Below are 20,875 nucleotides of genomic sequence, written 5' to 3'. Positions count from 1 at the left end.
CCCTCGCCCTGTGGGCGCGTATTAGCATTAAAAGCAGGGAAAAGGTTTCGCAGAGACGGACGGATTGCGCCCGGAACCTTGTTCCCTACGCTGGCATTATCCAGATCAGGTACAACGGGACCCGTATTACGATCTCAGCCACGGCCAGTCATGTTTCAACTGGGCTGGGCGCCCCGACAAGTAACAGGCAGTGTAGGCTTCGCCCACGGTGATGACAAGAGTGAAAACCAGACTACGCCAAAGCAATTTCCCTTTAACCCACGCTTTGGGGATAATTGGCGCGCCGCTAAACAACAGGGTTAAGGATAAAACGCCGCATGCGATTGAAACGTTTAAGTTTACAAACCCTCTTTGCCTCTGGGTTGATTGCCTTCAGCCTCGCTGGCCACAGTGTTGAAACCGCAAGAATCGAGGGCTTTGGCCCAGTGGCACGAGGCCTTGCCGGCGCTGGCGTCGCACACAATACAGGGGCAGCGGCAATTATCCTTAACCCCGCTGAGCTCCTGTCGCAAAAGCCGGGGCACGAACTCATGCTGCAAATCTCAGAGATACACGTCAATATCGACATCCGTAATCTTGATACCCACGAGTTCGCCCGCAATTCCCATCAACGAAATAACCGCGGCCCCTACGATTTGCCCGAAATTGCCTACAGCTATCGCACAGAAAATTGGGCATTTGGCATTGGCGCGTTTGCCGCAGCCGGGTTTGGCACCGAATACAGAGACCGCACATTTTTATCCCGCACCTCCACAGGCAATGTCGAGACCGGGTTGGATACGACCTCCAGAATATTTGCCCTGAAAATCCCCCTTGCCCTCGCTTGGCAGGCCACCGATACGCTAAAGTTTGGCGCTGCCGTCGATATTGTGCGAGTAGGCTTAAACGTCGCCACGCTGTATGACGTTCAACAGATACGAATGCTCAGCAACCAAGGCCGTGTCGGCGGTGGTCTGGCAGCACTGACAGCCCTGCCCACCCTCGCAGGAGTACACCTGGATTTTGTTAAAGAAGACCCCCTCGACTCCGAGCTGCAAGCCTGGGGCATCGGTGGTCGGCTAGGCCTCAGCTGGCAAGCCACCGCTAAAACCAATCTGGCGATAAGCTACGATTTCGAAACCCATATTGCCGACCTTCGCGGCAAGGGCAAGCTTACCGCCATCGACATTCTCAACACTCAAATACAGCTTAATGGCTCAGGACGCTTCCAAGACCTGCAACTCCCCGCCTCGATCACCGCAGGGTTTTCCCATGCCTTTTCCTCAAAATTCAGCTTGGTTGGCGATATTCGCTGTTTGTCAGCATAGTTGTCGTGTTTTTTACGCAGCGGCCTCTAAGCTGCGACTCTCCTTCTCAGGATTCAACCAGACCTCTTCTGGCAAATCCCAATTCCGAGTTCTCCCCGACCAGCGCTTCGGATTGGCTGCTTTCGCGGCCTCGTAAACGGCCTTTCGCTGTTGTATGACTTCTGTCGTCTGGCCACTATGCCGTTGCGCCGGAGTGATGAACTTCAACCCGCTGTGCTTGTGTTCCTGGTTATACCAGGTCGCAAATTGGAGTACCCAGGCCCGGGCATCGCCCAGTGTTGCAAAGCCTTTGTAAGGGTAATCAGGGCGGTACTTGCACGTTCGGAAGATCGACTCAGCATAGGCATTATCGTTACTGACCCGAGGGCGGCTATAGGACGACATGATACCCAGTCGGTACAGGGTTTCCATCAGTGACGCGCCTTTCATCGGGCTGCCGTTGTCCGAGTGCAGAACCAGGTGTACACCGGCAATACCCTCACGTAAATACGCCTTGGTTACCAGTTCTGACGCCAGTTCACTGGACTCTCCCTCATGGATTTCCCAGCCCACAATCTTGCGGCTGTACAGGTCGAGGATGAGGTACAGGTAGAAGAAGATTCCTTTGGCAGGACCGGGCAACCAGGTCACGTCCCAACACCACACCTGATTCGGGCCGGTGGCACAGTGCGTGTTGAGTGGCTTGGCGGTCGGTGCCTTACTGCGGCCCCGGTGCTGCTGTTGGCTCTGTTCACGAAGCACACGATAGAACGTGGACTCAGAGGCGATAAAGCACCCTTCATCCGCCAGGGCCGGTACAATCTGGCTGGGTGGCAGGCTTCTGTGTACTGGGCTATTCACGGCGACCAGCACGGCCTCGCGCTCTTGCTGTGTCAGTTTGTGAACCGGTGGCGGACGGGTCGCACCAGGGCGACCATCTGCCTTAACATCCCCCTCCCGGGTCCAGCGCTGATAGGTGCGCATGGCTATGCCCATTTCTGCGCACGCCCTGAAGGTCCGGGCACCAGCATCGGTTGTTTCCTTGATCAGCCTGACGGCTCGCTCGCGATCTGGGGTGCTAATCATTCGTCCTCTCCCTCGCCCCAGATCGCATGCATCTTTTTTCGAAGCACCAGTAACGCAGCGGTTTCCGCCAGCGCCTTCTCTTTATGACGCAGATCGCGCTTCAGCTCCTTGATCTCTTTCTTCGCCGATCGAGCCTGATCCCGCGCTGACCTGGCCTGTTCTACTGCCGTGGCATTGGCGTGCATGCAAACCTCTTTCCACGCCAGTATCTGCTCCGCATACAGCCCCTTCTTGCGGCAGTACTCGGCCACCTCCGCCTCGTTCAGAGCGGCGGTCTCCAGCACGACTGCAAACTTGTCTTCGGGCGACCAACCTTCCGGATTCCTTCCATCCCCTGGCACTACCATCCCTCCTGATCGGGCTTGTTTGCGCCAATGATACAGGGTCACGTCGGAGATTCCCGTCTCTTCTGATAGCACGCGTACCGGGGTGTTTTCTGGCGGCATCATTCTTCTAAGCACCGCCTGCTTGCGTTCTTCTGGGTATTGTTTCATTGCTCATTCCTGAGCGCCCCCCGAGTATTAATTGAAAATTGGACACGACAACTATCCTGACAGAGGGGGTATTCGCAGGAGCTTTTGGAAGCATATGCTGGGCAATGCGGCCTTTGCCTTCACCGCAGAAGGCGGTTTGTTCGATGGCCAAAACCTGAACGTGCTGATCCCCCTTGGCTTTAACCACGCTACCACCATCACCCTTGGCGCAGAGTGGTCACCCTCTCCAGAATGGACCTTGAGAAGTGGCCTATCCCGCGCACTGCAACAGCTGGTAAAAAACGAAAACCTCAGCGGCACTTTTCCCACCATCACCCAAAATCATTTAGTGGTGAACAGCAGTTACCGCTGGCAAAAGCGTCATGAATTTACGGCGGGGATGACCTTTGCCTGGACTAAACCCATTAAGAACCCCGGCAATACCGTGGGCAGCACTCCAGCGATAGAAGCACGTAACCGGCAGTTTACTCCGTCGTTGGGATATCGGTTTCAGTTTTAAACGCAGTGTATACCTGTGAAAACCCGGTTGCCCTGCTGCTCCGACCCGACACCGAGCAGCCTACATCGTTAATTCTTCGCCATCCCTAACACCAAGCAGCCTACATCGTTAATTCTTCGCCATCCCCGACACCAAGCAGCCTACATCGTTAATTCTTCGCCATCCCCGACGCCAAGCAGCATACGTCGTTAATTCTTCGTCATCCCCGACACCAAGCAGCATACGTCGTTAGCTCTTCGTCATCTCCGGCACCGAGCAGCATACGTCGTTAGCTCTTCGTCATCCCCGGCATCGACCGGGGATCCAGGTGAGCAACGCGAATGCCTTTAATAATAAAAACGGACCCGTCCCACAGCGATCGATCAACAATGAGAGAATGCCTGTCACCGTATTCCAATCACGTTTCCACTGATTGTTAAGCGCGACGTCATGACCGATGGCAGTCACTAAACACTCTTAACAATCAGCGCCAGCCCCACCGCAATCGTCACCGCCTCAAACACCCGTTTAATCACCGGGTTGCTGTACTTAATCGCCAGATGAGCACCCAGATACCCCCCAAGCAAAGAGCCTAACAGCAAAGCAGGAAGCCACTGCCATTTCACTTGGGTCTGCAGTGCCAGCGTCAAAGCCCCCGTGCCATTCCAAAACAAGCCCACTAAAATCATGGTGTAGGCGGTAGCGCGTTTAAAATCGTAGCCAAACCAGAGCACTAACCACAAAGTGACAAAAAGCCCAGTACCAGACGTGAGGGAGCCATTGAGTACTCCCAACAAAAACAGGCCAAGCGCCCCGAGGACAAAACCGGATACATTCTGGTGCGTTAACTGTTGATGCTGCCCCAACTGCTTTTTAAAAAATGAATAGACGCCCAAGCCCAACGTAAGAATGCCCAGCAAGAACTGGGCTAACTGTGGCGGTACATTCAAAATAGTATTGGCGCCCAACACGACCCCAGGTAAACCCGCCGCCAACATCAGCAAGGAAAAACCCAGCGCGGTATTACCCTCGCGAGCATGCTTGAGCGTAGCACCCACGCCTAAAGCCACCGTGGCAATTTTGTGCGTGGCCAAGGCCACGCTTAACGGCAGACCTAAAAAAATAAGGGCGGGTAACTGCAGCAAACCAGCGCCGCCACCCGCCATCGACGACAGGATATTGGCAACTAGCGAAATAATAAAAAGCAGGAATTGATCTAAAAGCGGCATAAACAGATCCTTAGCAGGAAGCCATTATACGCCTTTAATATTGATAAGTGCGGCCAGTGCCGGGCGCACAGACACGCCCAGCACTTAAGTGCTGCTCACACTAACTGTGATTAGTGTTTTTTCACCTCAAGTTTTTTGTGATATTCCTTATTCACCTCGCGCAATTCCGCCAGCAACGCTTGGGCTTTAACCAGATCACCCAGCTTTACCGCTGCATCGAGCTTCGTTACCAAGCCATCAATTTTTTCCATGCCTTCGTCAAAGGTCGACTGGTCTTCAGGGGGCAGCTGCTGTTGCCGAGCCACCTCAAAATTCGATTTAAACACTTCCAGCTCTTCTTTGATCGGCGCCAACGACTTCGCTTCTTTCATGGCTTTGTATGAACCGCCCATGCCTTCCATTGCAGAATGCAGTTCACTTTCTCCACAGGCCGAGAGCATTAATGCGGCAACAAGGCTGGCAACTAACGAGTATTTTTTCATCGTTCTTCCTTAACAGTGGCAATCAGGCTATTGATCAAAAATGTAGACTAATGTTCAAACAGACGAATGGCAAAAGTCTATTTCCATTACAGACTGACATTAATTTTGCTGGCCGCCGCCGCCGCTTTGTGACGGGCCGCGTCAACACTTTCTGCCCGAGCCAGCGCCACACCCATGCGGCGTTTGCCAGTGACTTCCGGTTTGCCAAACAGACGCAGCTGCGTATCCGGGTCAGCCAACACCTGCTGCAAGCCACTAAAGGTCACCTTGCGACTATCGCCTTCAACCAGCAATACCGACGATGCTGAAGGGCCGTGCAAAACAATATTAGGAATCGGCAAACCCAAAATGGCCCGCGCATGTAACGCAAACTCAGACAGGTCTTGCGAAATAAGCGTCACCAAGCCGGTATCGTGAGGACGCGGCGAGACTTCGCTGAAATAAACGTCATCGCCTTTGATAAAAAACTCCACACCAAACAAGCCCCAGCCGCTAAGGGCCGACGTGACTTTTTCTGCCGCGTCTTTTGCCCGCTGCAAGGCCAGTTCAGACATAGGCTGCGGCTGCCAGGATTCTTGATAGTCGCCATCTTTTTGCAAATGACCAATGGGGGCGCAGAAACTGGTGGCGGTATCATCGCCGCTGGGACCGCGATGACGAATCGTTAACAGGGTAATTTCATAGTCAAATTCAATAAAACCTTCAACAATGATTTTGCCCGCGCCAGCACGGCCACCTTCCTGAGCGTAATCCCAAACCTTTTGTAAATCGGCCATATCCCGCAGCAAGCTTTGACCTTTGCCAGAGCTGCTCATAATCGGCTTGATCACACAGGGCAAACCAATCGTCGCGACGGCTTTTTCAAACTCGTCAAAGGAGTCTGCAAAAATATAAGGCGATGTAGGCAGCTCCAGCTCTTCTGCCGCCAGGCGCCGAATACCTTCTCTGTTCATGGTCAGCCGCGCAGCACGGGCCGACGGCACCACGTTAAAACCTTCGGATTCAAGGTCGACCAATACATCGGTGGCAATCGCTTCTATTTCTGGAACAATAAAATGCGGCTGTTCCAGCTCAATCACACGGCGCAATTCGGCACCATCAAGCATAGAAAAGCTGTGGCTTCTGTCGGCAACCTGCATCGCCGGTGCATGTTCATAGCGGTCGCAGGCAATCACTTCGCAACCCAGGCGCTGTAATTCAATCACCACCTCTTTGCCCAACTCACCAGCACCACACAGCAACACACGACACGCGGTGTCTGAAAACGGAGTACCAATTGAAACCATTTCGTTACCTCTAGCTGCTAAAAATATTAAAAAGCCTGTATCCGTATCTGTCGGAGGCGTTCAATCTGGATTCCCGCTCGGAGGCGGGAATGACTCACACAAAGCTTGTTCGAGGACTGACAGACTCACGTAGCGCTTGCTCAAGAACTCACATGACTCGCGTAACGCTTACCTCGGGGCGGAAATAACACCGGGGCAGACAAGGAGCACAGCTTTACACCCAGACATAAATCAGCTGCAACACCACAAAGGCGTAAAACCCGGCCAGTACATCGTCGATCATAATTCCCAAACCACCGTGCACTTTGGCGTCTAATACCCGAATGGGCCACGGCTTCCAAATATCAAACAGACGAAACAGGGCAAAGCCCAGAGCCACCCAGAGAATCTCAAAGGGCGCTAGAAATAAGGCGATCCACAGGCCGACAAATTCATCCCACACAATGCCGCCGTGATCATGCACACCCAGCGCTTTTGCGGTTTCGCCGCAGAGATAAATTCCCACCGCAAAAGCGACCACCAACACCACAATATACGTAGGGGTGGCTAAAAAATGCATGGCGCACCAGATAGGCAGTGCCGCTAAAGTACCAAAAGTACCCGGCGCTTTTGGCGCCAAACCGCTGCCAAACCCCAGGGAAAGAAGATGGGTCGGGTTTTTTAACAAAGCAACGGGAATGTCTTTACTCATTGAGCATCCTTAAAAATGTTGGTAGCCAGCGGGCAGCGGATACACCGCACCTTGGCTGTCGAGGCAGCGCAAACCGCGCCCCTCTGCCACCGAGCCTATTCGAGTTAGCGGCAGCTGCAAGTCTGCCGATAGGGCTGCAATCTCATCTCGGTACATCACTGGCGCCGTAAAACACAGCTCGTAGTCATCGCCGCCACCCAAGGCGTAATCCACAGCCTTGACTCCAGCCTCAGCAAGCAATGCCTCAGACAAAGGCAAGGCCTTAAGTTGCAGCGTTGCCGCTACCCCACTGGCCTTGAGGATATGGCCCAAATCTGCCGCCAAACCATCGGACACATCGGCAGCTGCGCTGGCAATGCCACGCAGCGCCATGCCCAGTTGCAACCGTGGCGACGGTGCGCGGTAGCGATTTAACAACTGTTGTTGATGCTCGCTTGGGGCGCGAAGATCCAAACATGCCAAGGCAGCAGCGGCATCGCCCAAGGCGCCAGAGACATAAATATCATCCCCCGCTTGCGCACCACTGCGAAGCAAGGCCTGCCCCGGCGGTGCCGAGCCCATCACTTGAATACTGAGACTAAGGGGACCACGGGTGGTATCGCCACCAATCAGGCTAATGCCAAATTCATCGGCGGCGGTATGCAGCGACTGGGAAAACGCCGCCAGCCATGCCTCTTCTACAACCGGCAAGGTTAACGCAAGGGTATACGCCAGCGGCTTGGCACCACAGGCGGCTAAATCACTGACACAAACCGCCAGTGCTCGGCGCCCTAAATAAGCAGGATCAAATTGACGGGGAAAATGCACTGACTCAACAAGGGTATCCACAGAGATCAACAACTGCTCTCCCTCTGGCGGTATCAATGCCGCACAGTCGTCGCCAATGGCGACCGGGAAACGCTGGTCCTGTAAATTCGCGCTCTGATCGCCACCCTGATAACGATGACGAAAATAGCGGTCAATCAGCTCAAACTCAGATACCGGCATACCGAAGGCGGCAGCCTAAGCGCGCTTTTCAGCGGCGACTTCAACAGCCCGACACTCCATGGCCACCTTGTCCAACACACCATTAATATAGCGGTAGCCATCGGTGGCACCAAAACGCTTGGCCAAATTCACGGTTTCATTAATGGCGACTTTATACGGCACATCAATGCGGCGCAGCAGCTCATAGCTGCCCATCCGCAGCAGGCTCAGCTCGATGGGATCAAGCTCATCAATGCCTCGGTCCAGATGCTTTTCAAAGCGCTCTTGCAACTCGGCAACTTGCGCGGGAATGTTGTGAACCAGATCGTGAAAAAACTCCACGTCGACATTGGTCATGTCGTAGTCGGTAAGGAATTGCGCCTCAATATCATTCAAGCCCTGACCGGCAATTTGCCACTGATACAAGGCCTGCAGCGCATAATGTCGCGCTTTGCGACGACGGGCCGCAAGCAAATGCTGGGGCGTGGTGGGTACACGTTTAGCCACAATAAAATCTCTTAAATTAGAATGGTCCGGTCTGCAACACACTGCGGCAGACTGACACTTAAAGCTGGTTTAGCAAGCTAACCATTTCCAGCGCAGACATGGCGGCTTCTTCACCTTTATTGCCTGCCTTGGTGCCGGCACGTTCAATCGCCTGCTCAATACTGTCGACGGTTAAAACGCCAAAGGCGACGGGCACGCTGTGCTGCATAGACACCTGGGACAAGCCCTTGGTGCACTCCCCGGCCACATATTCAAAGTGGGGGGTGCCGCCACGAATCACTGCGCCCAGCGCAATAATGGCATCAAATTGTTTCTGCTCTGCGATTTTCTGGCAAACCAATGGAATTTCAAACGCGCCAGGGGCACGAACGATAGTAATGCTGTCTTCGCTGACGCCGTGGCGACGCAAGGCATCCAGTGCGCCTTCCAGCAGGCTCTCAACCACAAAGCTATTCCAGCGGCCCACAACAATGGCGAATTTACCGCTGGCAGCGGTGAAGTTACCTTCAATTGTTTTCATCGTATTTCCTTAATCCAATCTTTGTAGCGGGTACCGGCGTAAACCAGCAAAACCCTTGTTACGCCACTGGCTCCAGCGTTTCGCCATCGGGGCTGACAAATTCTACCACCTCAAGATCAAAGCCCGAGATCGCATTATACTTCACTGGCGCGCCCATGAGGCGCAGCTTTCTGGCGCCCACGTCCCGCAATATCTGCGAACCGAGGCCAACATTAAAATAGGTGTTTTGATACTGGGCGCTATCACCCTGTAACGCCGACTTATTACCCCGCGCGATGTCCAGCTCGGCCAAAATATCCTCCGGCTTCTCGCGCTGAGCCAGTAACACCACCACACCGCCCTGCTCGGCAATTGCCGCCAGCGAGCGGCTCATATTCCAACCGGTCGTGCCCGGCGACTGAGTCTGCAATAAATCTCGCACCGAGCTGCCCAAATGCACGCGGGCCAAGGTTGGCTGCTCGGCGCAGATGTCCCCTTTTTGAATCGCAAAATGGATTTCACCCGCCACGGAGTCTTTGTAAGCATGCAGGGTAAAATCGCCAAAATCGGTGGTGATCGGCCCGCTGCTGACCTTCTCAATGGTTTGCTCGTTCACCACTTGGTAATGGATAAGATCGGCGATGGTGCCCATTTTCAGGTCGTGTTGCTGGGCGAATTTTTCCAAATCCCCCATCCGCGCCATGCTGCCGTCTTCGTTCATGATCTCGCAGATCACCCCGGTAGACTCAAAGCCCGCCAAGCGAGCCATATCACAGGCCGCCTCGGTGTGTCCGGCCCGGCTCAAAACGCCACCCGGCTCAGCCATCAACGGAAAAATATGCCCTGGCTGAACAATATCGGCCGCCACGGCATTGCGAGCTGCCGCTGTGCGTACGGTATGAGCGCGATCTGCCGCAGAAATACCGGTACTCACGCCCTTGGCCGCTTCGATAGACAAGGTAAACTTGGTGCCAAACCCGGAGGCATTGCGGTCGACCATCAAGGGCAGCTTCAGCTGCTCACAGCGCTCCCGCGTCATAGGCATGCAAATCAAACCCCGCCCATGCATCGCCATAAAATTGATATCCTGGGGACGACAGCACTCAGCCGCCATCACGAGGTCGCCTTCGTTTTCCCGGTCCTCATCGTCCATCAGAATCACCATCTTACCCAGACGGATATCCTGAATCAGGTCTTCAATTTTGCTCAGTGCCATACAAAACCTCTATTTTAAAAATCCGTGCTCGGCAAGTTTGGCCATGCTCAGCCCACCGGATGCCGGGCCTTCGCCCGCTTGCAGCAGCCGCTCCAGATAGCGCGCGATAATATCCACTTCCAGATTTACCCCGCACCCTGGGGTGTATTGAGCAATCGTTGTTTGGGCGGCGGTGTGAGGTACTATATTGAGGTCAAACTGCCGTCCTTCAAGGGCATTCACAGTCAGACTTACCCCATCCACCGTAATCGAGCCTTTTACGGCAATATAGCGACTCAACTCAGCCGGGGCCTCTATTTTAATGCGAATGGAACGGGCATCTTTTTGCACGCTGAGCACGGTTCCCACCGCATCAACGTGGCCACTGACGATATGGCCATCAAAACGGCTACCCACCGCCATCGCTCGCTCCAAATTAAGCTTGTCGCCAAGCTTTGCCTTGGCAAAGCTGCTGTGACTCAGTGTCTCACGGGATACATCGGCCCAAAAGCCATCATCGAGCTGCGCCACCACGGTCAAGCAAACCCCGTTGCAAGCAATACTGTCACCCAGTTTTACGCTTTCCAGCGGCAATGCGCCACTGGCAACGCGCAAACGCACATCACCGTCTTTGGGCGACAGCGCGGCAATTTCTCCCACTGTTTCAACAATGCCGGTGAACATTCACGCTCCTAAATCGCAGGGCGGCAGTGAATACGCCAGTCTTGGCCCACCGCCCGTATATCCACAATTTGTACATCCTGCCGCTCTGCCATGGCCTGCATTGGCCAGCCCATCAACGGTCTGCCAGCGCTACCCATCAGCGTTGGTGCCATATACACAAACCATTCATCAACCAGCTTCGCCTGCAAAAAAGCCCCACTGACGGTTGCCCCAGCTTCAACCATTAGCTCATTGCAACCCCGCTCACTAAGCAAGGTAAGCACCGCGGTTAAATCCAAGCCTTGGCCATCCATCGCCACTGTTGCCAACTCGGCCCCAGCCTCAAGCAGTGCCTGGGCTTTATCGGTGCTTGCCCCACCCTCGGCAGTAATCACTAAAACAGCGCCGCCTTCTTTAAAGAGTTTAGCTTGAGGCGGGGTTCGCAGCTGACTATCCAGCACCACCCGCAAAGGCTGGCGCCATACCGGGTCGGCGCTGTCATCCTGAAAACTGGCAGGACGTACGGTTAAGGCCGGATCATCTGCCAGTACCGTGTCCACGCCGGTGATTATCCCGCAGCTCTCTGCCCGCAAGCGCTGCACATCCGCCCTCGCTTCCGGGCCGGTAATCCAATAACTCTCGCCAGAGGCCATAGCAGTTCGGCCATCCAAGCTCATCGCCGACTTCATTCGCACCCAGGGTAGGCCGCCCTGCATCCGGCGGATATAACCGGGGTTCAGCGTTAATGCTTGCTGCATCAACACCCCCGTTTCAACGTCGATACCCGCCGCGGTCAATTTAGCGAGGCCTTGCCCCGCAACCAGCGGATTGGGGTCGACCATCGCCACCACCACCCGCGCCACACCCGCCGCAACCAAGGCATCGGCACAGGGTCCGGTACGACCATAATGACTACAGGGTTCCAGAGTGACGTAGGCCGTGGCACCGGCAACGGCCGTTGCCGAGAGCGTAGCAAGCGCATTGACTTCTGCATGGGGCTGACCCGCGCGTTGATGCCAGCCCTCGGCAATAATGCTGTCGCCTTGGCTGATGACACAACCCACACAGGGATTAGGACTGGTGCCGTAACGGCCCCGTCGGGCCAGCTGAATTGCTCTGGCCATCATTTGGCTATCAAAGGCGGAAGCGCTCATACCTGATCGAGTTTGGCAGAGCCGGGTTCAGAGGAAAGACGATCAATTTCAGCGCGGAATTCATCTAAATCCTGAAAACTGCGATACACCGACGCAAAGCGCACATAGGCAACGTGATCCAGCGCCTGCAAGGCCTCCATTACCAGCTCGCCCAGATTCCGGCTGGCAATTTCCCGCTCCCCGGTCGCCTGCAGGGCGCGCTTGATACCAGAAATTTCTGCCTCGATATGCTCGACACTGACCGGGCGTTTCTCCAGCGCTTTTAACAGACCGGAGCGCATTTTTTCTTCATTAAACGGTTCGCGTGAACCATCGGTTTTAATGATTTTGGGCATTAACAGCTCGGCGCTTTCGTAGGTGGTAAAACGCTCGGAGCAGGACAGGCATTCCCGACGCCGACGAACCTGACCGCCTTCGGCGACCAACCGGGAATCGATTACCTTAGTGTCATCAAAATTGCAGAACGGGCAGCGCATGTGACTGAGCCTCTTCGGTTTTTAGCAGCTTGCAGTTTTACGCCGTTACGCAGCCCAAAGCAAAAATGCGCGGCAGAATGACCACCTGCCGCGCATTTATTTGGGCTCGCTTAGCCGTAAACGGGAAAGCGTTTACAAATTTCCAGCACCTTGCCTTTCACTTCATCGATCTTGGCAGAGGCATCGCCCGCTTCCAGCGCTTCCAATACATCGCACATCCAGCCAGCCAGCTCGATGCACTCGGCTTCTTTAAAGCCCCGCGTGGTCACCGCTGGGGTACCCACACGCAGGCCGCTGGTAATAAACGGAGAGCGAGGGTCGTTAGGCACCGCGTTTTTGTTAACGGTAATATTCGCCGCGCCCAAAGCCGCGTCAGCATCTTTACCGGTGTACGACTTACCGATCAAATCCACCAGCATCAGGTGATTTTCGGTACCGCCAGACACAATGTTAATGCCCCGGTCGATAAACGCCTTGGCCATCGCCTTGGCATTGGCCACAACTTGTTTTTGATAGGTCACGTAGTCTGGGCTCATGGCTTCTTTAAAGCTCACGGCCTTGGCTGCAATAACATGCATCAAGGGGCCGCCCTGACCACCGGGGAATACCGCCGAATTCAGCTTTTTCTCAATAGCTTCATTGGCCTTAGCCAGAATCAAACCACCGCGAGGACCGCGCAATGTCTTATGGGTCGTTGTGGTGACAACATCCGCAAACGGCATCGGATTAGGGTAAACACCCGCAGCAACCAAACCGGCCACGTGGGCCATATCCACCATCAGGTAAGCGCCCACTTTGTCGGCAATTTCCCGGAATTTGGCCCAATCAACAATACCCGAATACGCAGAGAAACCCGCCACGATCATCTTGGGCTTGTGCTCCAAAGCCAAGGCTTCCACCTGATCGTAGTCGATCAAGCCAGTCTCGTTGTTCAAACCATACTGAACCGCGTTATAGGTTTTGCCAGAGAAGTTAGGCTTGGCACCGTGGGTTAAATGACCACCGGCATCCAGACTCATACCCAACACGGTTTCACCGGGTAGCACCAACGCCTGATAAACCGCCCCATTTGCCTGCGAACCCGAGTGGGGCTGCACATTGGCGTAGTCGGCACCAAACAGCTTCTTAGCTCGCTCGATAGCCAGATTTTCGGCTTTATCAACGTACTCACAACCACCGTAATAACGCTTACCGGGGTAGCCCTCAGCGTATTTGTTGGTCAGAACGGTACCTTGCGCCTGCATTACCGCCGGGCTGGTATAGTTTTCAGAAGCGATCAGCTCGATATGCTCTTCCTGACGCACTTCTTCCTCTTGAATTGCCGACCAGATTTCGTCGTCGAATCCGGCTACAGTCATCTCTTTACTAAACATCACTACCCCCGCAAGGCATACAGGCTTGAAAAGCCGCGCATTGTACAATAAATGCGTGGATGCGGCACCGTTTTGTCGCGATTTCAGCGCCGCCGCTACAGTGGATACGCCCCAAGCTCATGCAATGCAGCGCCTCACAAAACCTAAGGAACCGACCCTGACGCAACACGTGGCTTCAATTAGAATTTCGGAGCATAACCCTACGGCATGCCCGTACATAAACGGCAGGGAAGGTGATGGGCGGGAATGGAACGGGGAGTGGTTAATTTTTAATTCACGTATGACCCACTGTCATTATGTCTTTAAAAGGCTCGAGACTAAGACACTAAAGCCTCGACACATCGAAGGGCTAAGACAATACACAAAGACCCTGTCATCCCAGACGCGATAGCGAGCAGCCATGCCAGCAATAAAAATCACCGATCTTGCCCTGTCATCCCGGACGCGATAGCGAGCCGGGATCCAGCAACACAATACTAAATTAATTGCCGTAATCATTTCACGCACGGTGGTCTACTGGATACCGGCTCGGAGGCCGGTATGACGAGATGGGTGGCAGATATGTAACAGCAAACGGTACTTTTAGCCTCTAAATTCCTGCCATCCCGAAAAACGACATCGGGGGTCATAGAAGCAAAAAGGGGACATATTTATTTTCATTCATTACAACCCGACTTCGGCCTACCCCGGCCTCGCGCTTCAATCCTAAAACCCGTGTGACGCTCAATTTCTTCGATAAATTTAGCACCACCAGTAAGCTGATTACTTTGGATCGCAGCACTAATCACCTTATCTTCTGCAGAAACTGACGTATCAGACAAAAACCTACGATACGCCTTAACTTGTGACGCCTCGTCACTACCCAATTCAAGAAAAGTAGGCGGCTCGTCCAGCCAAGTACAATGCTCCACCTCCAAACGCGCCCTAGCACTAGACCAAGCATAGTCCTCCGCCTTCTTCACCATCCCCGCCTTTACTGGATTCCGCTCAACATAGCGGCAGCAGCACAGCAAATAGGCGTCAGTATCCATCAAAAATAAATCTGTCCCCTTTTATTCTTTTATTCGGGGGAAACCGCCCTTTTTGCGGCCGGAACGAATTTGATGGCCTCGCCACATGCTATTTGCTACACTTTTGAAAACATTGTAATACATTGCTATACCATAGGTGGCATTATGAAGACTGAAATGTTAAGTACACGCATAGACAGTAATACCAAGTTAGCCTTCACTAGCGTGTGCGAGGATATGGGCATTAGCCCCTCCCAAGCTATAAAACTATTTGCAAAGGCGGTAGTAAATTATGGAGGAATACCTTTTGAGCTTAAAGTGAAACAGCCTAACAAGCTTACCGCAGCAGCTATAGACGAGATTGAAGCAGGTAAGGCCAACACAGCTAAAGATGTTGAGGCGCTATTTAGTGATTTAAACATCGAAAAGCTAAAAGATGCTTAAACTTGAATATTCTACGCAATTTAAAAAAGACTTTAAGAAGATAGCAAAACTTTCAATACCCGACATTGTTGAAGTTGGTCACGTGATAAAACAACTCCAGCTTGGTGAAACCTTGCCCGAAAAATACGTTGACCACTCTCTATCTGGTGACTGGCAAAACTATCGAGATTGTCACGTTAAACCAGATCTGGTTTTAATTTATAAAATTGATTCCAACTCCTTAAAACTTGCAAGAATTGGAACGCATAGTGAGTTGTTCGGATAGCACGCCACCAGGCTGTATGTAAAACGCGCCCGAGCACTAGACCAAGCATAGTCCTCCGCCTTCTTCACCATCCCCGCCTTTACTGGATTCCGCTCAACATAGCGGCAACACCACAACAAATAGGCGTCAGTATCTATGGGACTAACTTTATAACGACCATCCCACAACGAACCCGACCGACGCTCTATCTTGTTTACGTAGCGCGTCTGTCGTCCAGCCAGCCGCTTCATTAACTGCGGGATCGCTGCCAACTCCTCTGGCGCACCCACAACAAGGTGCACATGATTTGTCATCAGGCAGTAACTGAATACCTCAATACCCAGAATATCCTTCCACTCTGACAAGGCTTCTAGGTAATACTCGAAATCTCTGTCCTCAACAAAAACAACTTGCCGATTGTGGCCGCGCTGCACAATATGCTGCGGCAGCCCTGGCACAATAACTCTCGCTCGACGGGGCATCCTTGCCTCCTTTTAATTACAAAAAACAAATCTGTTCCTTTTATTCCTACCTCTCAACAAGCCTATATTTGACAAAGCCATTGCTGCTATCAACTATGTATGAATAGAGGATGCCCTCGTAAGCGATTACGCTGGGGTAGTCATCGGAATTGCCATAGAAAGAGTATGAGTCACTATAGATATTCTTGAGGAAATCTCGGTGAATTTTAGTGCCCTCAAGCCCCTTCCTCATTTGAAAGCTCGCGCCATTTTCGCCAATTGAAATATTGATTTGGCCCGTCTCGTCAAGCACAGGATCTCCGCCGAAAGAAAAAAACCATTGATTGCCTGGAGTGGTCGTGAACTTTGGCTCAAATCCATAGACTGCTATATCAATTTCGCTGGGATTGGCAACTTCCTTCATTTCGCCGAAAATTGCTAGAACGGCAATATCGTCAGGTTTGTAGATGTAATGGGCCTGCTTGGATGGATTGACCGAAATGAGGCGATAAATGCGACGCATACCGTCACATCCGTAAACGCAGGAGATACTGTAACCAATCCCTTCGGCGGCTGAGATCAGCTTGGCCTCGGAATAACTTGCGGCCAGACTTTGGGCTTGCTCGGTAGAGGATATCGCTACGCCATTAAACTCCTTTGGCATAACAAAACCGCTAACTCTATCTAGCGAGCCGTCAGCAAAAAAGTTAATAACGGACAGACCCATATCGAGAGCCATCAGCCCCACTCCAAGACCTGATCCGGTGACACTGCTGGCGCTATTAGAAACGAATAGTCCTGAGGAAAATATGCAATTCGAGCAGCCCCCGGACTTTTTCTCTAGAAGGTTATTGATGAACTTACTTCTATCATCACTCGGTAAAAGGTAGCGAGCGACATAGCTTACCCGGTCTATCGCCAGATCAGACTCATCTAGCTCCACCCGCTCAGGGTGAGCCAACGAATCTGCCAGCCACGGCTGCTTCTCTGGGTCTACCGCGCAACCGGCTATAAATAAAATAATCGCAGTTAACAGAGAGAACAAACGAAGGTAAGAATAGTGCTGCACGAAATTATCCCTAATCTGTCGATGCATATTTGACTCAGTGCCTGCTAACACTGAAAACCAAACAATAAAGACATCCAATATCTCTAATCCGTTTAGTCTCGACGATTATGTCTCGATAATTCGATTATGTAAACTGACGCAAGGGCTAATGCTCAATACCACCGGAACATAAAACACGTTTGGAATGCCTGCACCGGAGACTTTGACAAGGGGCTTTCTGCCTATATGCAAAAAGGGCACAGATTTATTTTCATTCTTTACAACCCGACTTCGCAATACCCAGAATGTCCTTCCACTCTGACAAGGTTTCTAGGTAATACTCGAAATCTCTGTCCTCAACAAAAACAACTTGTTTTGTACATCGGGCGGACCATATATGACCCCGATCCTTGCTCTAACAGACGACTCGATAGCTTCAATGAGGCAGTGGCGTTGATTGGAGTGATCAAATTCGCTTGAAAACGCCTGAATAGTAAGCCACCCTCCGCGAAAGTCCTGAGCAGCACCGCCCAAGTTGTTAATTATATCCAGAGCTCTCTTTGCTGCTTCCTTACTCACTGCTCCTTTAATCTAACGTCCGTATTTGCGGCTGGTTTGAAGCGCAGCGGAAAACCAGTCCGACAACATGCGTTTGTTATGTTTTTGGTAGTTTAAGCCCATGCTCGGCCTCTAGATATTTAAGAACCTTATGTAGTGCTCTATATATATTTAACTCATTAGCACCAAATGGGTAATATCCACTGATTAACTGTTCGGCGGGTATGTCTCGGGGCACGGTTTTTTGTTTGTATTCATTTTCACCATCATAAAATTTGACTGGATAACGAAATGAGCGACCTTCACTTTCTAGTTCGCCCCAGCTTCCGTAATTTTGAATATTACCGTTGTAACATTCGCTACCTATGATGTTTTCGATATCGATCAAAATATTTTTCAGCGGATCAATTTCGGCTCGAGTACGTTGGATAGCCTCACAACTTGAGACCTTGTTCTGTAAATATTCGAGCTGTCCCTGAAAATAATTTTCATTCTCTGCTTGAGCTTCCAGCAGCCATTGGCTAAATAATTCGCTCCCATGATTGCGGCTTGAAAGCTCTTTCAATCCTATGATTGCTTCTAGTTCGTCTTGAATTGAAGAAAAACGCTCTTCCCAGCTGTCAAAACTTTCCTTGGCTTCTTGGATTAACGACTCTTTTTCTTCATCAGAAACACCTGAATAATCTAGAGCCACGAAATTTCTGTACGCATCAAGCTCTTCCTTGACTGTATAGGTTTGCATCTCCTTGTCTTCAGGCCACGCGTCTTTTGCACCACTTCTAATTTTTTCAATTACTGTGTCTGGAACTGGCATTTAACCTCCTTGAAAACATAACAGCTAATTCAACATCAAAATGACGTGTTTAAGCACGTCAACCTGACATGTATCCACGGAAGGTTTTTTTAAATTCATTGGCTATCCCTTTGTTTATTCATCGAATTCCTTTCTTGATCTGCCCCAGTCACCCGGCCAAAAACATCAATGTGACACCTATCCTTGCAGAAACGGCAGAACCGGCTAACACGGTATAAAACCACTACAGCACAAGGAGTGTGCCATGACCTCTGCTTTTATCCAATCCATTCGCAATCACTTGCGGGCGCGGCATTGACAGCAAGCGCACCGAGGAAACCTACATTTATTGGATTCTTTACTTTATCCGTTTTCACAAAAAGGTACACCCCTCAACACTGGGTGGCGAGGCGAGCGGTGATAGCGTCCGATATTGCCAAACCGGCTTCCTGCCACTCGCTTCGTCACAGTTTTGCCACACATCTGCTGGAAAGAGGTTCCGACATCCGCACCGTTCAGGAGCAACTCGGTCATAGTGATGTTCGCACCACAAAGATTTACACCCATGTAATAAAACGCGGTGGGCGAGCGGTTATCAGCCCTCTGCACGATCTTTAGCCCAGATCGATGGATCATTGCGGCTGAACGGCCCTAAACCGCGGCGGCGACATTGCACTCTCTGGTGGAATTCGCTACCGTTCGCTGCAAAATTACCCTGCTATAATTGGCATTTTTTCACCACCCAGGAGTCACGATGGCGCAGTTCGTCTATACCATGAATCGCGTGGGCAAGGTTGTGCCCCCCAAGCGCGAAATCCTCAGCGATATTTCCTTGTCTTTTTTCCCCGGCGCCAAAATCGGTGTATTGGGTTTAAACGGCTCGGGCAAATCCACCCTGTTGCGGATTATGGCCGGGATCGACAGCGAATTTAACGGCGAAGCCCGTCCCCAGCCCGGCATTAATATCGGTTACCTGTCACAAGAGCCTCAGCTAGACCCAGAAAAAGACGTACGCGGCAATGTCGAAGATGGCGTTGCCGATGCCAAAAACGCTTTGGCCGAATTGGACAAAGTCTATTCTGCCTACGCAGAGGAAGACGCTGACTTTGACGCACTGGCAAAGCGCCAAGCAGAGTTAGAAGATATTATTCAGGCCACCGACGCCCACAACCTTGATCACAAATTGGAGGTGGCTGCCGATGCGCTGCGCCTGCCACCCTGGGACGCCGACGTCAGCAAGCTGTCTGGTGGTGAGCGCCGCCGGGTTGCCCTCTGCCGCCTGCTGTTATCTGCCCCCGACATGTTGCTGCTGGACGAGCCCACCAACCATTTGGACGCCGACTCGGTGGCCTGGCTGGAACGCTTTCTTTGTGACTTCCCCGGCACTGTGGTCGCCATTACCCACGACCGCTACTTTCTGGACAATGCCGCTGGCTGGATTTTGGAGCTGGACCGGGGCCGTGGCATTCCCTACGAAGGCAATTACTCCGACTGGCTTGAAGCTAAAGAAGCCCGACTAGCACAAGAAGCCAAGTCAGAAGCCTCCCGCAAAAAAGCCATTTCTACCGAGCTGGAATGGGTACGTAGTAATGCCAAAGGTCGCCAAAGCAAAAGTAAGGCACGGCTGGCACGCTTTGAAGAAATGCAGTCTCAAGAATTTCAAAGCCGCAGCGAAACCAACGAAATTTATATTCCGCCCGGCCCCCGGCTTGGTGACAAAGTGATTGAGGTAAACAATCTCAATAAAAGCTACGGCGACCGCCTGCTGATTAGCGATCTGAGCTTCTCTATTCCCAAGGGCGCCATCGTCGGTATTGTCGGCGGTAACGGTGCGGGTAAATCTACCCTGTTCAGAATGATCACCGGCAAAGAGCAACCCGACAGCGGCAACATTGATATTGGCGACACCGTTAAATTGGTCTCTGTTGAACAGATGCGCGATGCATTGGATGACAAGCAAACCGTATGGGAAGCCGTATCTGACGGCAGAGATATATTGCAAATTGGCGGTTACGAAATTCCCTCTCGGGCTTATCTTGGCCGCTTTAACTTTAAAGGCAGCGACCAGCAAAAACGGGTTGGCGAACTGTCTGGTGGTGAGCGCGGCCGGTTGCAACTGGCCTGCACGCTAAAAGAAGGCGGCAATGTGTTGCTGCTGGATGAACCCTCAAACGATTTGGATGTAGAAACCCTACGGGCGCTGGAAGATGCCATGTTGGACTTCCCCGGCTGCGCCATGGTGATCTCTCACGATCGCTGGTTTCTCGACCGTATCGCCACCCATATCCTCGCCTACGAAGGTGACAGCGAAGTGGTGTTCTTTGAAGGCAACTACACGGAATATCACGAGGATTTTGTGCAGCGCAAAGGCAAAAACGCCGGACCGCAAAGAATGAAGTACAAGAAACTTAAATAATTTTTATACCGTTATGAGATGAGCTGCAGAGCATAT

The 20,875-nt window shown here is 52.2% G+C and carries 22 protein-coding genes, 1 pseudogene and 1 riboswitch; of the genes and pseudogenes, 6 read left to right on the top strand and 17 right to left on the bottom strand.

The annotated features are described in order from the left end of the window. Window positions 1–65: 65 nt before the first annotated feature. Window positions 66–186, bottom strand: a riboswitch (TPP riboswitch). A 131-nt stretch (window positions 187–317) separates the two neighbouring features. Further along, on the top strand, window positions 318–1,307 hold the full coding sequence (locus IMCC21906_RS03515; protein ID WP_052763346.1) for an OmpP1/FadL family transporter: 990 nt from the start codon (window positions 318–320) through the stop codon (window positions 1,305–1,307). A 12-nt stretch (window positions 1,308–1,319) separates the two neighbouring features. Here IMCC21906_RS03515 and IMCC21906_RS03510 read toward each other — a convergent pair. Then, window positions 1,320–2,866 (bottom strand): IS3 family transposase gene (locus tag IMCC21906_RS03510; protein WP_369795754.1). Its coding sequence is split into 2 segments (ribosomal slippage): window positions 1,320–2,404 and window positions 2,404–2,866, totalling 1,548 coding nucleotides; the frame shifts between segments, so codons are not numbered across the junction. 31 nt (window positions 2,867–2,897) lie between these two features. Between IMCC21906_RS03510 and IMCC21906_RS03500 the strand changes: the two genes are divergently transcribed. Continuing rightward, complete coding sequence (locus IMCC21906_RS03500) at window positions 2,898–3,365, top strand: hypothetical protein (RefSeq protein ID WP_156165978.1); 468 nt, start codon at window positions 2,898–2,900, stop codon at window positions 3,363–3,365. Between the two features lie 446 nt (window positions 3,366–3,811). Here IMCC21906_RS03500 and IMCC21906_RS03495 read toward each other — a convergent pair whose 3' ends face one another. From IMCC21906_RS03495 to IMCC21906_RS03435, 13 genes are all read right to left on the bottom strand, one after another. Next, window positions 3,812–4,573, bottom strand: coding sequence for a sulfite exporter TauE/SafE family protein (locus IMCC21906_RS03495; protein ID WP_047011012.1), 762 nt, complete (start codon window positions 4,571–4,573; stop codon window positions 3,812–3,814). Window positions 4,574–4,683: 110 nt separating this feature from the next. Continuing rightward, window positions 4,684–5,055, bottom strand: coding sequence for a cytochrome b562 (locus IMCC21906_RS03490; RefSeq protein ID WP_047011011.1), 372 nt, complete (start codon window positions 5,053–5,055; stop codon window positions 4,684–4,686). 86 nt (window positions 5,056–5,141) lie between these two features. After that, window positions 5,142–6,341 carry a formate-dependent phosphoribosylglycinamide formyltransferase gene (purT, locus tag IMCC21906_RS03485; RefSeq protein ID WP_047011010.1) on the bottom strand — a complete coding sequence of 400 codons (1,200 nt, stop codon included), beginning with the start codon at window positions 6,339–6,341 and terminating at the stop codon, window positions 5,142–5,144. Between the two features lie 214 nt (window positions 6,342–6,555). Continuing rightward, window positions 6,556–7,032, bottom strand: a complete 477-nt coding sequence (locus IMCC21906_RS03480; protein ID WP_047011009.1) for a phosphatidylglycerophosphatase A — start codon at window positions 7,030–7,032, stop codon at window positions 6,556–6,558. A gap of 9 nt (window positions 7,033–7,041) precedes the next feature. After that, window positions 7,042–8,019: a thiamine-phosphate kinase gene (thiL, locus tag IMCC21906_RS03475; protein WP_047011008.1), complete on the bottom strand. Its 978-nt coding sequence runs from the start codon at window positions 8,017–8,019 to the stop codon at window positions 7,042–7,044. A 15-nt stretch (window positions 8,020–8,034) separates the two neighbouring features. After that, window positions 8,035–8,505: a transcription antitermination factor NusB gene (gene nusB / locus IMCC21906_RS03470; RefSeq protein ID WP_082117338.1), complete on the bottom strand. Its 471-nt coding sequence runs from the start codon at window positions 8,503–8,505 to the stop codon at window positions 8,035–8,037. Between the two features lie 58 nt (window positions 8,506–8,563). Further along, window positions 8,564–9,025: a 6,7-dimethyl-8-ribityllumazine synthase gene (gene ribE / locus IMCC21906_RS03465; protein ID WP_047011007.1), complete on the bottom strand. Its 462-nt coding sequence runs from the start codon at window positions 9,023–9,025 to the stop codon at window positions 8,564–8,566. A gap of 58 nt (window positions 9,026–9,083) precedes the next feature. Further along, complete coding sequence (gene ribBA, locus IMCC21906_RS03460) at window positions 9,084–10,220, bottom strand: bifunctional 3,4-dihydroxy-2-butanone-4-phosphate synthase/GTP cyclohydrolase II (RefSeq protein WP_047011006.1); 1,137 nt, start codon at window positions 10,218–10,220, stop codon at window positions 9,084–9,086. A 9-nt stretch (window positions 10,221–10,229) separates the two neighbouring features. Further along, the gene (locus tag IMCC21906_RS03455) at window positions 10,230–10,883 is read right to left on the bottom strand and encodes a riboflavin synthase (protein ID WP_047011005.1); all 654 of its coding nucleotides are present in this window, start codon (window positions 10,881–10,883) and stop codon (window positions 10,230–10,232) included. Window positions 10,884–10,891: 8 nt separating this feature from the next. Then, window positions 10,892–12,016 (bottom strand): bifunctional diaminohydroxyphosphoribosylaminopyrimidine deaminase/5-amino-6-(5-phosphoribosylamino)uracil reductase RibD, encoded by a 1,125-nt coding sequence (gene ribD, locus IMCC21906_RS03450; RefSeq protein ID WP_047011004.1) that lies wholly within the window; start codon window positions 12,014–12,016, stop codon window positions 10,892–10,894. Continuing rightward, a complete protein-coding gene (gene nrdR, locus IMCC21906_RS03445; protein WP_047011003.1) occupies window positions 12,013–12,492 on the bottom strand; it encodes a transcriptional regulator NrdR in 480 nt (159 codons plus the stop codon). The genes ribD and nrdR overlap by 4 nt, the downstream gene beginning before the upstream one ends. Window positions 12,493–12,602: 110 nt before the next feature. Beyond that, window positions 12,603–13,865, bottom strand: a complete 1,263-nt coding sequence (gene glyA / locus IMCC21906_RS03440) for a serine hydroxymethyltransferase (protein ID WP_047011002.1) — start codon at window positions 13,863–13,865, stop codon at window positions 12,603–12,605. Between the two features lie 656 nt (window positions 13,866–14,521). Continuing rightward, a complete protein-coding gene (locus IMCC21906_RS03435; RefSeq protein ID WP_052763345.1) occupies window positions 14,522–14,896 on the bottom strand; it encodes a hypothetical protein in 375 nt (124 codons plus the stop codon). Between the two features lie 144 nt (window positions 14,897–15,040). Here IMCC21906_RS03435 and IMCC21906_RS03430 point away from each other — a divergent pair, with 144 nt between their 5' ends. Further along, complete coding sequence (locus tag IMCC21906_RS03430; RefSeq protein ID WP_047011000.1) at window positions 15,041–15,319, top strand: type II toxin-antitoxin system RelB/DinJ family antitoxin; 279 nt, start codon at window positions 15,041–15,043, stop codon at window positions 15,317–15,319. Next, a complete protein-coding gene (locus IMCC21906_RS16585) occupies window positions 15,312–15,584 on the top strand; it encodes a type II toxin-antitoxin system mRNA interferase toxin, RelE/StbE family (RefSeq protein WP_082117337.1) in 273 nt (90 codons plus the stop codon). The genes IMCC21906_RS03430 and IMCC21906_RS16585 overlap by 8 nt, the downstream gene beginning before the upstream one ends. On the opposite strand, the gene IMCC21906_RS03425 is transcribed toward IMCC21906_RS16585, so the two are convergent. The 3 genes from IMCC21906_RS03425 to IMCC21906_RS03410 all read right to left on the bottom strand — a co-directional run bounded on the left by IMCC21906_RS03425 (window position 15,518) and on the right by IMCC21906_RS03410 (window position 18,444). After that, window positions 15,518–16,045: a transposase gene (locus IMCC21906_RS03425; RefSeq protein WP_197085943.1), complete on the bottom strand. Its 528-nt coding sequence runs from the start codon at window positions 16,043–16,045 to the stop codon at window positions 15,518–15,520. The two genes, IMCC21906_RS16585 and IMCC21906_RS03425, sit on opposite strands and share 67 nt — an antisense overlap. Before the next feature lie 46 nt (window positions 16,046–16,091). Beyond that, the gene (locus IMCC21906_RS03420; RefSeq protein ID WP_156165977.1) at window positions 16,092–17,171 is read right to left on the bottom strand and encodes a hypothetical protein; all 1,080 of its coding nucleotides are present in this window, start codon (window positions 17,169–17,171) and stop codon (window positions 16,092–16,094) included. Between the two features lie 556 nt (window positions 17,172–17,727). After that, window positions 17,728–18,444: a hypothetical protein gene (locus IMCC21906_RS03410; RefSeq protein ID WP_047010997.1), complete on the bottom strand. Its 717-nt coding sequence runs from the start codon at window positions 18,442–18,444 to the stop codon at window positions 17,728–17,730. 369 nt (window positions 18,445–18,813) lie between these two features. Between IMCC21906_RS03410 and IMCC21906_RS17045 the strand changes: the two are divergent. Further along, window positions 18,814–19,041: pseudogene (locus tag IMCC21906_RS17045) on the top strand (tyrosine-type recombinase/integrase); the annotation flags it as partial. Window positions 19,042–19,177: 136 nt separating this feature from the next. Then, entirely contained in the window at window positions 19,178–20,839 is a 1,662-nt protein-coding gene (gene ettA, locus IMCC21906_RS03405; RefSeq protein WP_047010996.1) for an energy-dependent translational throttle protein EttA, read from the top strand. Window positions 20,840–20,875 lie beyond the last annotated feature (36 nt).

The organism is Spongiibacter sp. IMCC21906 (assembly GCF_001010805.1).
In the GTDB taxonomy this organism is placed as follows: Bacteria; Pseudomonadota; Gammaproteobacteria; order Pseudomonadales; family Spongiibacteraceae; genus Spongiibacter.
Note: the sequence above shows the minus strand (reverse complement) of the source record. Positions and strands in the feature narration are given on the sequence as shown.